The 12,645-nt window shown below is 72.4% G+C and carries 10 protein-coding genes; 5 read left to right on the plus strand and 5 right to left on the minus strand.

All coding sequences use genetic code 11. The annotated features are described in order from the left end of the window. Positions 1-18: 18 nt before the first annotated feature. The 3 genes from mmsA to AB0C35_RS27495 are packed head-to-tail and all read left to right on the plus strand — an operon-like array spanning position 19 to position 3,855. Complete coding sequence (gene mmsA / locus AB0C35_RS27485; protein WP_358461520.1) at positions 19-1,557, plus strand: multiple monosaccharide ABC transporter ATP-binding protein; 1,539 nt, start codon at positions 19-21, stop codon at positions 1,555-1,557. Beyond that, positions 1,554-2,795, plus strand: a complete 1,242-nt coding sequence (mmsB, locus tag AB0C35_RS27490) for a multiple monosaccharide ABC transporter permease (protein ID WP_358461523.1) — start codon at positions 1,554-1,556, stop codon at positions 2,793-2,795. Before mmsA ends, mmsB begins: the two co-directional genes overlap by 4 nt. Positions 2,796-2,841: 46 nt before the next feature. Beyond that, positions 2,842-3,855, plus strand: a complete 1,014-nt coding sequence (locus AB0C35_RS27495) for a LacI family DNA-binding transcriptional regulator (RefSeq protein WP_358461526.1) — start codon at positions 2,842-2,844, stop codon at positions 3,853-3,855. Positions 3,856-3,858: 3 nt separating this feature from the next. On the opposite strand, the gene araB is transcribed toward AB0C35_RS27495, so the two are convergent. The 5 genes from araB to AB0C35_RS27520 all read right to left on the minus strand — a co-directional run bounded on the left by araB (position 3,859) and on the right by AB0C35_RS27520 (position 9,716). Further along, positions 3,859-5,487, minus strand: a complete 1,629-nt coding sequence (gene araB, locus AB0C35_RS27500; protein ID WP_358461529.1) for a ribulokinase — start codon at positions 5,485-5,487, stop codon at positions 3,859-3,861. 41 nt (positions 5,488-5,528) lie between these two features. Continuing rightward, positions 5,529-7,025: an L-arabinose isomerase gene (gene araA / locus AB0C35_RS27505; protein WP_358461531.1), complete on the minus strand. Its 1,497-nt coding sequence runs from the start codon at positions 7,023-7,025 to the stop codon at positions 5,529-5,531. Next, complete coding sequence (locus tag AB0C35_RS27510) at positions 7,022-7,699, minus strand: L-ribulose-5-phosphate 4-epimerase (RefSeq protein ID WP_358461534.1); 678 nt, start codon at positions 7,697-7,699, stop codon at positions 7,022-7,024. Before AB0C35_RS27510 ends, araA begins: the two co-directional genes overlap by 4 nt. 74 nt (positions 7,700-7,773) lie before the next feature. Then, positions 7,774-8,763: a LacI family DNA-binding transcriptional regulator gene (locus tag AB0C35_RS27515; protein ID WP_358461760.1), complete on the minus strand. Its 990-nt coding sequence runs from the start codon at positions 8,761-8,763 to the stop codon at positions 7,774-7,776. A gap of 209 nt (positions 8,764-8,972) precedes the next feature. Then, positions 8,973-9,716, minus strand: coding sequence for a hypothetical protein (locus AB0C35_RS27520; RefSeq protein ID WP_358461537.1), 744 nt, complete (start codon positions 9,714-9,716; stop codon positions 8,973-8,975). A 196-nt stretch (positions 9,717-9,912) separates the two neighbouring features. On the opposite strand from AB0C35_RS27520, the gene AB0C35_RS27525 reads away from it, so the two are divergent. Both AB0C35_RS27525 and AB0C35_RS27530 read left to right on the plus strand, forming a co-directional pair. Then, positions 9,913-10,650, plus strand: a complete 738-nt coding sequence (locus AB0C35_RS27525) for a hypothetical protein (RefSeq protein WP_358461539.1) — start codon at positions 9,913-9,915, stop codon at positions 10,648-10,650. A 140-nt stretch (positions 10,651-10,790) separates the two neighbouring features. Next, positions 10,791-12,542, plus strand: a complete 1,752-nt coding sequence (locus AB0C35_RS27530; RefSeq protein ID WP_358461542.1) for a hypothetical protein — start codon at positions 10,791-10,793, stop codon at positions 12,540-12,542. The last annotated feature ends 103 nt before the right edge of the window (positions 12,543-12,645 follow it).

The following is a 12,645-nucleotide window of genomic DNA, read 5'->3' on the forward strand; positions in this document are numbered from 1 at the left end:
CCTACCCCGAGGAGGAGCATGACCGACGCGATACTGCGGATGCGCGGCATCACCAAGACCTTCCCCGCGGTGAAGGCACTGCAGGACGTCACCCTGGAGGTCCGCAGAGGCGAGATCCACGCGATCTGCGGCGAGAACGGCGCCGGCAAGTCGACGCTGATGAAGGTGCTGTCCGGCGTCTACCCGCATGGCGACTACAGCGGGGACATCGAGTTCGAGGGCGAGCCGTGCCGGTTCTCCGGCATCCGCGACAGCGAGCGGCGCGGCATCGTCATCATCCACCAGGAGCTGGCGCTCAGCCCGTACCTGTCGATCGCCGAGAACATCTACCTCGGCAACGAGCGCCGGGGGCGGTTCGGCCTCATCGACTGGAACCGGACGAACGCCGAGGCGGCGGAGCTCCTCGACCGGGTCGGGCTGCGGGAGAACCCGGTGACGCCGGCGATGGACCTCGGCGTCGGCAAGCAGCAGCTCGTGGAGATCGCGAAGGCGCTGTCGAAGCGGGTGCGGCTGCTGATCCTGGACGAGCCGACCGCCGCGCTGAACGACTCCGACTCCGAGCATCTGCTGGACCTGCTGCGCGGCCTGCGCGACGAGGGCATCACCTGCGTGATCATCTCGCACAAGCTGAACGAGATCCGCGCCGTCGCCGACTCGACGACGATCCTGCGCGACGGCCGGACGATCGAGACGCTCGACATGCGCGGCGACGTGTCCGAGGACCGCATCATCTCCGGCATGGTCGGCCGCGACCTGGACCACCGCTTCCCCGACCGCGTCCCCGACATCGGCGGCGAGGTGCTGCGGATCGAGGACTGGACCGTCCACTCCCCCACCCAGCACGGCCGCGTCGTCGTGGACGGCGCCGCGCTGACGCTGCGCCGCGGCGAGATCGTCGGGCTCGCGGGCCTGATGGGCGCGGGCCGCACGGAGCTGGCGATGAGCGTGTTCGGCCGCAGCTACGGCATCGGGATCACCGGCCGGGTCTACAAGAACGGCGAGGAGATCACCCCCCGGACGGTCACCGAGGCGATCCGGCACGGGCTCGCCTACGCCACCGAGGACCGCAAGACCTACGGCCTGAACCTCATCGAGGACATCCGGCGCAACATCTCGGCGGCGGGCCTGCGCGGCCTCGCCAGGGCGGGCTGGGTGGACGACAACCGCGAGTTCGAGGTCGCCGAGCGGTACCGCAAGGAGATGAACATCAAGGCGCCGAGCGTGCTGACCCCGGCGGGGCAGCTCAGCGGCGGCAACCAGCAGAAGGTCGTCCTGTCGAAGTGGATGTTCACCGACGCCGACGTCCTGATCCTGGACGAGCCGACCCGCGGCATCGACGTGGGCGCCAAGTACGAGATCTATTCGATCATCAACCGGATGGCCGACCAAGGCCGGGCGGTGCTGGTGATCTCGTCCGAGCTGCCGGAGCTGATCGGGATCTGCGACCGCGTCTACGCGATGGCCGCGGGCCGGATCACCGGCGAGGTGAGCCGCGCGGACGCGACGCCCGAGCGGCTGATGCACTACATGACCCAGACCGAGGAGACCACAGCATGAGCAGCGTGGCGCCGGCCGACCGGGCCGTGACCCCGCCGCCCGCCGAGCGGCCGAAGGCGGGCCGGGCCCTGCCCGTCAACCTGCGGCAGAGCGGGATCTACATCGCGTTCGGGCTGATCGTCGCGCTGTTCGCGGTGCTCACCGACGGGCAGTTGCTGTCCCCGCAGAACATCTCCAACATCATCGTCCAGAACTCCTACATCCTGATCCTGTCCATCGGGATGATCCTGATCATCATCGGCGGGCACATCGACCTGTCGGTCGGCTCGGTGGTCGCGGTGACCGGCGCCATCGCGGCCGTGCTGATGGTCGACCACAACGTGCCGTGGCCGGTGGCGATCGTGCTGACGCTGCTGGCGGGCGCCGCGATCGGCGCGTGGCAGGGGTACTGGATCGCCTACTTCGGGATCCCGGCGTTCATCGTGACGCTCGCCGGGATGCTGGTGTTCCGGGCGCTGACCCTGACCGTCCTCGGCAACAAGGGCATCGGCCCGTTCCCGGACGAGGTGCGCACGATCGCCAACGGCTTCCTGTCCGGCTACTTCGGCAACATCGGGCTCGGCCCGCTCGGCGGCGCGGACCTGTTCACGCTGCTGGTCGCGCTGGCGCTGGTCGGCGGGTACGTCGGCCTCGGGTGGCGGAACCGGCAGGGACGCATCGGCTACGGGCAGAAGGTCGAGCCGTTCGCCGTCTTCGTGCTGAAGAACGCGCTGGCGATCGTGGTCGTGATGTTCATGGCCGTGCAGCTGGCGCGGTTCAAGAACATGCCGTGGGTGCTCGTGCTGCTGGGCGTGCTCGTCCTCGGCTCCACGCTGGTGATGAACCGGGCCGTGTTCGGCCGGCACGTCTACGCGCTCGGCGGCAACCCGCTCGCGGCCCGGCTGTCCGGCATCAAGGTCAAGTCGGTGTCGTTCTGGCTGTTCGTCAACATGGGCGTGCTGTCGGCCATCGCCGGGATCGTGTTCGCCGGGCGGCTCAACCAGGCCGGCCCGACCGCCGGGAACATGTTCGAGCTGGACGCGATCGCGGCGGCGTTCATCGGCGGCGCGGCCGTGCAGGGCGGGGTGGGCAAGGTGATCGGCGCGATCACCGGCGGCCTGATCATGGGCGTGATCAACAACGGCATGTCGCTGCTCGGCGCGCCGAGCGAGCGGGTCATGCTGATCAAGGGCCTGGTGCTGCTGGCGGCGGTCGCGTTCGACATCTGGGCGAAGCGGCGCGCCGGGACGTCGCGCTGAGCGGGCGGCGGCTCGGGGACGCGGACCCGATACATTCCGAGGTGACATGACCGCCACCCCACCACCGGCCCGCCCCGGGCTCCGCGACGTCGCCCGGCTCGCCGGGGTGTCCCACCAGACCGTGTCGCGGGTGTTCAAGAACCATCCGATGGTCAGCCCGAAGACCCGGGACCGCGTGCTGGCCGCCGCGGCGCAGCTGGACTTCAGGCCGAACGCGGCGGCGCGGGCCCTGGCGACCGGGCGGTCCCGCACGCTCGGCGTCGTCAGCTTCGACACGGCGCTGTTCGGCCCGGCGTCGATCATCGCGGCGATCGAGCGCAACGCCCGCGCCGCCGAGTTCTTCACCAGCGTCGCGAGCCTGGAGTCGCCGGGGCACGGCGCGGTCGCGGGCGCGGTGGACCGGTTCCGCGACCAGGGCGTGGACGGCATCATCATGATCCCCGGGCATGTCCCGCCGGACGAGGCGCTGCGGCATCTGCCGGACGATCTGCCGACCGTACTGCTGGGTCCGGAGGCCGCCCTCGCGACCGTGTCGGCCGACCACTACCTGGCGCCCCGGGAGGCGGTCCGGTACCTGCTGGGGCTCGGGCACCGGACCGTCCACCACCTGCCGGGCCCGGCGGACTGGTGGGAGGCGAACGAGCGCACGCGCGGCTGGCGGGACGGGCTCGCGGAGGCGGGCGCGGACGTCCCCGACTGCGCGCCCGGCGACTGGAGCGCCCGGTCCGGTTACGAGCGCGGCCGGCTCCTGGCCGCCGACCCCGGCGTCACGGCCGTGTTCGCGGCCAACGACCAGATCGCGCTCGGGCTGCTGTGGGCGATCCACGAGAGCGGCCGCAGGGTGCCGGACGACGTCAGCGTCATCGGCTTCGACGACATCCCGGAGGCGGCGTTCCTCACCCCGCCGCTCACGACCGTCCGGCAGGACTTCACCGCCCTCGGCCGCCACTGCGTGGAGCTGCTGATCAGACAGCTGACCGAGCCCGGCAAAGCGGCCGGCGCCCCGGATCCGGTCCCGAGCCGGCTGATCATCCGCCGCAGCACCGCCCCCGCCGCCTAGCCGTCAGCGCAGGGCGCGGAGGCGGTGCATGATCTCGCCGTCGGCGAAGGCGTCGTGCAGGGAGCGGTAGATCTCGTAGAGGTCGTCGTAGGCGTCGGCGCGGGCCCTGTTAGGGGTGTAGGCCGACGGGACGCGGCGGCCCATCGCGGCGGCGGCGGACGTGATGTCGGGATAGGCGCCGGCGGCGACGGCGGCGTGCACGGCGGAGCCGAGCGCCGGGCCCTGGGACGAGCCGATCAGCGACAGCGGGCGGCGCAGGACGTCGGCGTAGACCTGCATGAGGAACCGGTTCTTCATCAGGCCGCCCGCGACGACGAACTCCTCGACGGGCACGCCCGACGCCTCGAACGTCTCCACGATCACGCGGGCGCCGAACGCGGTGGCCTCGATGAGGGCGCGGTAGACGTCCTCGGGCCTGGTGGCGAGCGTCTGGCCGACGATCAGGCCGGACAGGTCGTGGTCGACCAGGACGGAACGGTTGCCGTTGTTCCAGTCGAGCGCGACGAGGCCGTGCCGTCCGACCGGCTGCTCCTCGGCGAGGGCGGTCAGGTGCTCGTGCACGGTCAGCCCGGCCGCGGCGGCCGCCTGGTTGTAGTGGGCGGGGACGCAGTTGTCGACGAACCAGGCGAAGATGTCGCCGACGCCGGACTGGCCGGCCTCGTAGCCCCACAGGCCGGGGACGATGCCGTCCGCGACGACGCCGCACATCCCGGGGACCTCGGCGAGCTGGTCGGACGACATGACGTGGCAGGTGGACGTCCCCATGATCGCGACCATCTGGCCGGGGCGGACGGCGTCGGCCGCGGCGGCGGTGACGTGGGCGTCGACGTTGCCGACGGCGACGGCGATGCCTTCGGGGAGGCCCGTCCAGGCGGCGGCCCGCGCGGTCAGGGTGCCGGCGAGGCCGCCGAGGGGAGCCAGGTCGTGGCCGAGCTTGGCGGGAAAGTCCGCGAAGTCCGGGTGGAGGGCGGCCAGGAACTCGCGGGACGGGTACCGGCCGTCCTGGTGGATGCCCTTGTATCCGGCCGTGCAGATGTTGCGCGACTCCCGGCCGGTCAGCTGCCAGACGATCCAGTCGGCCGCCTCGATCCAGCGTTCGGCCAGGCCGTAGAGCTCGGGGTCCTGCTCCAGCAGTTGCAGGGCCTTCGCGAACTCCCACTCCGAGGAGATCTTGCCGCCGTAGCGGCGCAGCCACGGCTCGCCGCGCTCGGCGGCCAGGGCGTTGATCCGGTCGGCCTGCGGCTGCGCCGCATGGTGTTTCCAGAGTTTCGGCCAGGCGTGCGGCCGGTCCGGGTGCAGATCGGACAGCGGCGTGCCCGCGGCGTCGGCCGGCAGGACCGTGCAGGCGGTGAAGTCCGTGCCGATGCCGATGACCTGGGACGGCGACACGTCCGCGACGGCCAGCGCCTTCGGGACGGCGGACCGCAGCACGTCCAGCCAGTCCCCGGGCGCCTGCAGGGCCCAGTCGGGATCGAGGCGGGCCCCGGCCGGCAGCGCCTCGTCGATCACCCCGTGGTCGTACTCGTGCACGCCGTCGCCGACCTCGGCGCCGTCCCGGACGCGGACGAGCACCGCCCGGCCTGACAACGTGCCGAAGTCGACGCCGACGACGTACCGCTCTTCCGCGCTCATGGGCTCCTCCTCATCACGGAACTGTTCCCTACGGCCCGGCGTCACAGGCCCCGGGCCAGGCGGTGGTACGCCTGGTTCCAGCGGATCTCCTTCGTGAACTGCCGCAGCGTGGTGCCGGCGTCGATCGTGAGCAGCTCGACACCGGCCATCTCGGCGAGATCGTCCAGCTCGTCCGTCCCGAGCGCCGCCGACAGGACGGTGTGGTGCGGCGCCCCCGCGGTCAGCCACGCCTCGGTGGACGTGCGCAGGTCCGGCAGCGGGCGCCACACCGCGCGGGCGACCGGGAGCATCGGCAGCGGCTCCGGCGGCGCGACGACCTCGATCTCGTTGGCGACCAGGCGGAACCGGTCGCCCATGTCGGCGAGGCCGGCGACGACGGCCGGGCCGGGCTCGGCGTCGAACACCAGCCGCACGGGGTCCTCGCGCCCGCCGATGCTCAGCGGATGGATCTCCAGCGAGGGGCGCCCGGCGGCGATGGACGGGCAGACCTCCAGCATGTGCGCGCCGAGGATCAGCTCGTTGCCGGGTTCGAGGTTGTAGGTGTAGTCCTCCATGAAGGACGTGCCGCCGGGCAGGCCGGCCGACGCGGCCTTCAGCGTGCGCAGCAGCGTCGCGGTCTTCCAGTCGCCCTCGCCGCCGAAGCCGTAGCCGTCGGCCATGAGCCGCTGGACGGCGAGGCCGGGGAGCTGCCGGAGCCCGCCGAGGTCCTCGAAGTTCGTCGTGAACGCCTTGAACCCGCCGTCGTCGAGGAACGTCCGCAGCCCGAGTTCGATGCGCGCGCCGTAGCGGAGGGAGTCGTGGCGTCCGCCGCCGGGACGCAGCTCCGGGACGACGTCGTAGAGGTCGTCGTACTCCTTGACCAGTTCGGTGACGTCGCCGTCGGGGACCGCGTCCACCACGTCGACCAGGTCGTTCACGCCGTAGGTGTTGACGGAGACGCCGAACCGGAGCTGGGCCTCGACCTTGTCGCCCTCGGTGACGGCGACGTCCCGCATGTTGTCGCCGAACCGGGCGAGCTTCAGCCGGCGCAGCTCGTGGGCGCCCGCCGCCGCCCGCGCCCACCCGGAGACGCGGACCGCGACCGACGGGTCGGTGACGTGCCCGGCGACGGTCTTGCGGGCGACGCCGAGCCGCGCCTGGACGTACCCGAACTCGCGGTCGCCGTGGGCGGCCTGGTTCAGGTTCATGAAGTCCATGTCGATCGAATGCCAGGGCAGCTCGACGTTCGCCTGCGTGTGCAGGTGCAGCAGCGGCTTGGTCAGCACGTCCAGCCCGGCGATCCACATCTTCGCCGGGGAGAAGGTGTGCATCCACGCGATCAGGCCGATGCAGGAGTCGTCGGAGCCGGCGTCCAGGCACGTCCGGCGGATGGCGTCCGCGCCGGTGAGGACGGGCAGCCACCTCACGGTGACCGGCAGCGCCTCGCCGAGCCGCGCGGCGATCGCCGCGGACTGGTCGGCGACCTGCCGGAGGGTGTCCTCGCCGTACAGGCCCTGGCTGCCGGTGAGGAACCAGATCTCGCGGTTCGGAAAGCTCATGGTCGGCCCTTCTGCCCGTAGACGTTCTGGTAGCGGTCGTACAGCCGGTCGATGTCTCCGGCGTCCATCGGGACCGGTTCGCCGAGCTGGCGCGCCAGGTGGACGGTCCGCGCGACGTCCTCGCACATCACGGCCGCCTTGACCGCGGCGCGGGCGTCGGCGCCGATGGTGAAGACGCCGTGGTTGCGCATCAGCACGGCGGGGCTGCGGTGGCCGGCGAGGGTCTCGACGATGCCGCGGCCGATGTCGTCGCCGCCGATGAGCGCGAACGGGCCGACGGGGATCTCGCCGCCGAACTCGTCGGCCATCGCGGTCAGCACGCACGGGATCGGCTCGTCCCGCGCCGCCCACGCGGTCGCGTAGGTGGAGTGGGTGTGCACGACTCCGCCGACGTCCGGGCGGTGCCGGTACACGTGGGCGTGGGCGAACACGTCGCTGGACGGCTTGAGCGGCGACTCGCCGGCCGGCTTCCCCTCAAGGTCGCACAGCACCATCGCGTCGGGGGTGAGCTGCTCGTACGGGACGCCGCTCGGCTTGATCAGGAAGGTGTCGGCGTCGACGCGCGCCGACACGTTCCCGGCCGTCCACACGACCAGCCCGCCCTCGACGAGGAGCTGGTGCAGGACGGCGAGCTCCGTGCGGAGCACGGCGGTCCCGCCGGCTGGCTCTGGCATCTCGGCTCCGTTCTGTTAGCGCTAACATCAATCGGCATGACGAAGGACCTGGCTCGCGGGGACGGGACGGGGGGTTAGGTCCGGCGGCGGACCCCGGTGCTCTCTCGGACGACGAGTTCCGGTTCGACGACCCGGCGCGACCCGGACTCCAGGGGCCCGCCGATCCGGTCGAGCAGCAGGTCGAAGGCGCGCCGCCCCACCTCGGCGAAGTTCTGCCGGACGGTGGTGAGCGGCGGCGGGAAGTAGGCGGCCTCCGGGACGTCGTCGAAGCCGACGACGCTGACGTCGCCGGGCACGTCCCGCCCGGCCTCGCGCAGGGCCCGCAGCAGGCCGAGCGCCATCGCGTCGTTGGCGACGAAGACGGCGGTGACCTCGGGGTCGGCGGCGATGCGCCGGCCGTACTCGTAGCCGGACCTGGCGCTCCAGTCGCCGGCGGGCGGCGGCGGGACCTCGCGTCCCGCGGCCTCCAGTGCGGCGCGCCAGCCGTCGACGCGCCCGCTCGCGTCCACCCAGTCGGCCGGGCCCGCCAGGTGCATGACGGTCTCGTGGCCGAGGCTGAGCAGGTGCCGGACGGCGCGCTCGGCGCCCGCCCGGTGGTCGACCGCGACCACGGGGAACGGCACGTCCGCGCCCGCGCCGACCGCGACGAGCGGGGTGGTCGCGGGCAGTTCCTTCAGGCCGTCCGCCGCCGACTCGTGCGGCGCCACGACCATGATCCCGTCCACCGACTGGGCGCGCAGCCGCTCCACGCCCTCGCCGATCGAGCGGCGGTTCAGGGAGCTCAGGCTGACGATGCTGACGGTGTAGTCGTGCTCGCGGGCGACCTGCTCGATGCTGAACAGCGTCGAGGCCGGGCCGTACAGCGTGGTGTCGAAGCTGACCACGCCGAGGACCCCGGACCGGCCGGTGGCCAGCACCCGCGCCGCCGAGTTGGGCCGGTAGTCCAGGGCCCGCACCGCCGCCATCACCCGGGCGCGGGTCTGCGGCCGCACCTTCTCGGGCGAGTTCAGCACACGCGACACGGTCATCGCCGAGACGCCGGCCATCGCGGCCACGTCCTCCATCACCGCCAGCCGACGGCCGTCGGCCGTCTCCGGTGATTCGGCGGCCACATCGCCTCCCCGCGCCCTTGTGGTTCGTCCTCATCCCCGGCGGGCCCGGCGGCGCAGGCGCCCGAACCGGGCCGGATGGAGAACACTTCTACCGCTACACGCGAATGTTTGCGCTAACTAACCCGTATGTCAACACCGCCGCGCATCGTCCGCCGCCGCTTTCAGGCCCCCGGCCAGTCACCGGAGGGCTCCGGGGCGCCGCGTCCGGTCCGCGATCCCGCGTAGGCGAGGCGCCGCAGCCGCATGAACGGCCCGACCGGGCGCAGCCCCGGCAGCGCGTTCAGGACGGGGTCGAAGGCGGTGACGGCGGGATCGTCCTCGCGCAGCGGCGTGTGGACGCCGAGGACCGCCACCGGCGCCCACCGGCCGAGCGGCGCGGCGGCGGCGAGCGTGAACGCCAGCGGCTCGGCGGCCACGGCCGCGTCCAGGCGTCCGACGTCCGCGGGCAGCCGGCGGCGCCCGGCGGGGAACAGGCCGAGGACGCGCGTGCGGCCGCCGACGCCGTAGGGAAGCAGCGTGGTGTAGGGGCCGGGCAGGAACCCGCGGCGGGGCCGGAGCACGTGCCGCGCCAGCGGCAGCATCCCGGTGCTCGCGAACAGCAGGTCCACCGCCTGGGCGCCGTGGCGGACGCGCAGCGCGACGCCGAGGATATCGGGAAGGCCGCCCGGAAGCCCGGTGCTCTTGGACAGCCGCGCGATGACCTCGTGCTCGCCCGGCTCGCTCAGCGGCCCGGCCCCTGCGGGCGCCCCCGCCGGGACGCGCAGCGTCCCGGTGTACGAGCGGCCCACCCGGTGCAGGGACCGCCCGCCGCGCAGCCGCGACACCTCCTCGGCCCCCTTGGCGGCCGTCGCGGTCGCCGCCGCGGCCACCCGGTTCCGTCCCCGGTCGGTCTTCGTGGTCTGCATCGGCCTTCCCCGTTCCCAGTCCGGTGCCGCGGAGTGCGGCGAGCGGCGCGGGACGCGAACCTCCTTACCCAGAGTCACTGCGATTACACGGGACGCGACGGAAACGACGTCCACCGAATTCCGTTCGGCCCCCGGCCGCCGATCGCCCCCGCGCACCAGTAACCTTCGGCTCACCGACGAGCGGAGGAGAGCTTCCATGGGCGAGTTGAGTGCGTTGGAGACCACGCGGGCCGCCGACCGGATCATCCATGACATCGGCGCGAAGTGGATGCTCGACAAGGCGACGTGGGCGCACGGCAAGAAGCACGGGTTCGACAACCCCTTCGCGCACTACTTCGCCGGGCGGTGCGGAGTGCTGGGGGACGTCGACGCCGACGTCGTGACCGCCGCGCTGGGCTGGTTCGCGCCGGGGCTCGTCCGGCCCATGTGGGAAGAGGGCGTCGCGGTCGCCGGGGCGCGCGAGGCCGCGCGGCGGTACGCGCTCGCGTGCGCGGACTGGGGCCGGGATAACGTCCCGGACGACCCGCGCCTCTGCGAACTGGCCGAACGGGTCGTGCAGGCCGCCGAAGGGTCGGGGCTGCCGCTGTTCTGCGGGTGGCGGGCCGAACCCGTCCCCGAGGACGGCCCGGCCCGCCTGACGCACGTGCTCAACCTGCTGCGGGAATGGCGCGGCGGGCTGCACCTCGTCGCGACGACCGCGGTCGGGCTCGCGCCGCTTGAGGCCGTCCTCGCCGCGAACCCGCCCGAGCGGGCCCAGTTCCTCGGCTGGCAGGGCGACTTCCCGAACTGCGACGCCCTCAAGCCGCAGCGCCAAGAGGCCGAGGAGATCACCGACAGGCTGTCCGCCGCCGTGTACGAGCGCGCCCTGTCGCCGTCCGAACGCGCCGAGTTCGCGGAGCTGGTCGGCAAGGCGGGGACGGCCGTCCTCGGCTGAGCCGTTCTCCGAGGTGCGGAGGCCCGCTTGTCAGAGGCGGACAAGGGCCGCACCGAGATTATGCAAATCAACGACTGTCGCAAGAAGAACGACAGGTTCATCGTTGCCCCGTAACCGATCACGTCAGGAAGGAGCACGTGATGGGGCGACACCCCCTTCCCCTCGTCCGGGTCCCGTCGCGGCGGCTCGGCGGGCTCGCACTGCTGGCCGCCTCCGCGCTGGCCGTCGGCGCGGCGTCGGCCGTGCCGGTGAGCGCGCGCGAGACCGGCCGGTCCGAGACGCCCGTCGCGTCGAGTTCGCCCGTCACCGAGGTCAGCGAATCCGTGGTGCGAGTCAAGGTGCCGCTGCCGGACTCGGCCGGCCCGCACCCCGAGGCGTGCGACTGGCTCTCCTACCTGCGGTTCCGGCACAAGGACGGCCCGGCGGAATCGGCGCAGGCCGACCGGATCCTCATCGCGCAGCCCGGCATCCTGGAGGGCGCGGGCGCGTTCGACAGCGTCGCGCGCAACACCGTCGCGGCGGCGGCGCAGAGCGGGAAGCACATCGAGTTCTGGGCGCTCGACCGGCGCTCCAACTGCCTGGAGGACGGCACCGGCGTCCGGGCCGGGCTGGAGGCCGGGGACGTCCACCTCGCGGTCGACTACTACTACCGGCAGAAGGAGGTGGACGGGAGGAAGTTCGCCGGTTACCAGACCAACGACCAGGTGGAATGGCTGCAGAACGTCGGGCTGGAGCAGACCGTCCGCGACCAGTACGACCTGATGGTCAGGGAGCTGCCGGACCAGCGGACGCGCAAGCAGAAGACGCTGTGCGGCGGGCACTCGCTCGGCGGGGTCCTGACGGCCTACTTCGCCGAATGGGACTTCGACGGGAACCACGCCACCACGGACGACGCCGGCTACAACCAGTGCTCCGGCTACTTCGCGCTGGACACCCGGATCGAGAAGGGGCTGCCCGGGATGGGCGGCGAGGTCCCGGCCGACTGGATTCCGCTCATCGAGTTCGGCGCGGGCGCCGTGCGGGCCGGGCTGGAGGCGGGGATCATCCCCCGTGCCCTGTCGGCCCCGGCCGTGGTCAACACCGAGACGATGAACCTGCTGGCGATCGCGGGCCTGGCGGCCAACCTCGACCCGGGCGGCGAGTCCGACCTGCCGGCCTACATCCCGTCCGGCTTCAACCAGGACATGACGTACCGGCTGCTGTTCTCCAAGGACTATCCGACGTTCCTCAAGGGCTCACCGACGATCAAGGACTTCCGGTTCACCAACGCCGCCGCGCTCGGCGGGCTGCTGGACGACCACTCCCAGCCGCTCGCCTTCATGCAGGCGAGCGTCGGCTTCTGGGACGGCGGGAGGATCGTCGACAAGGAGTTCCCGGCACCGAACAACCTGGAGGAACTCGGGCTCGGCGGCCTGGCGCGGCTCCTCGGCAAGGAGAAGAAGGCGATACCGGACGAGCCGGGCGGCCCCCTCTTCACGTGGCGGAACTACGACCGCGTCGGCGCACCCGACGACCCCGGGTACACCTCCAAGGACGGCACCCCGTTCACGTCCGCCGGCAAGGAGGTCACCGACATCGCCGAGCTGGCCCGGAGCCTGTCGGAGCACCCGCTGGACTTCACCGAGCACTACTTCCCGACGAAGATGGTCGCCGACATCGCGCTGGCGGGTTCCCCCGGCATCGCGGACGACGCCGTCCACGAGGGCGGCATCACCGCCAACCCGGTCATCAACCTGGAGGCCGGTGACGGGCTCGGGTTCAGCGACCCGCAGCCCGGCGACGTCATCGCGCCCGGCTACCAGCACATCGACGTGCTCACCGCGTCCGCCGTGCAGAACGACGGCGAGCCCGAGCCGATCTCGACGAACCTGGCGGCCTTCGCCATCAGGTGACCCGCCCGTCCGCCGCCCCGCCCGTGAAGTTCCCGAAGGCCGTGTTTCAGGGGTGGGGCGCCGGGTAGGTGGACGCCGCGCACAGGTGACGAAGGGCGGTGTG

Origin of the sequence: Spirillospora sp. NPDC048819 (genome assembly GCF_040650055.1) — a bacterium.
In the GTDB taxonomy this organism is placed as follows: domain Bacteria; phylum Actinomycetota; class Actinomycetes; order Streptosporangiales; family Streptosporangiaceae; genus Spirillospora.

What these genes read in the sequence shown, in the direction of transcription:
- mmsA (WP_358461520.1), top strand. Translation starts at nt 19, where the DNA reads ATGACCGACGCGATACTGCGGATGCGCGGCATCACCAAGACCTTCCCC.
- mmsB (WP_358461523.1), top strand. Translation starts at nt 1,554, where the DNA reads ATGAGCAGCGTGGCGCCGGCCGACCGGGCCGTGACCCCGCCGCCCGCC.
- AB0C35_RS27495 (WP_358461526.1), top strand. Translation starts at nt 2,842, where the DNA reads ATGACCGCCACCCCACCACCGGCCCGCCCCGGGCTCCGCGACGTCGCC.
- araB (WP_358461529.1), bottom strand. Translation starts at nt 5,487, where the DNA reads ATGAGCGCGGAAGAGCGGTACGTCGTCGGCGTCGACTTCGGCACGTTG.
- araA (WP_358461531.1), bottom strand. Translation starts at nt 7,025, where the DNA reads ATGAGCTTTCCGAACCGCGAGATCTGGTTCCTCACCGGCAGCCAGGGC.
- AB0C35_RS27510 (WP_358461534.1), bottom strand. Translation starts at nt 7,699, where the DNA reads ATGCCAGAGCCAGCCGGCGGGACCGCCGTGCTCCGCACGGAGCTCGCC.
- AB0C35_RS27515 (WP_358461760.1), bottom strand. Translation starts at nt 8,763, where the DNA reads ATGGAGGACGTGGCCGCGATGGCCGGCGTCTCGGCGATGACCGTGTCG.
- AB0C35_RS27520 (WP_358461537.1), bottom strand. Translation starts at nt 9,716, where the DNA reads ATGCAGACCACGAAGACCGACCGGGGACGGAACCGGGTGGCCGCGGCG.
- AB0C35_RS27525 (WP_358461539.1), top strand. Translation starts at nt 9,913, where the DNA reads ATGGGCGAGTTGAGTGCGTTGGAGACCACGCGGGCCGCCGACCGGATC.
- AB0C35_RS27530 (WP_358461542.1), top strand. Translation starts at nt 10,791, where the DNA reads ATGGGGCGACACCCCCTTCCCCTCGTCCGGGTCCCGTCGCGGCGGCTC.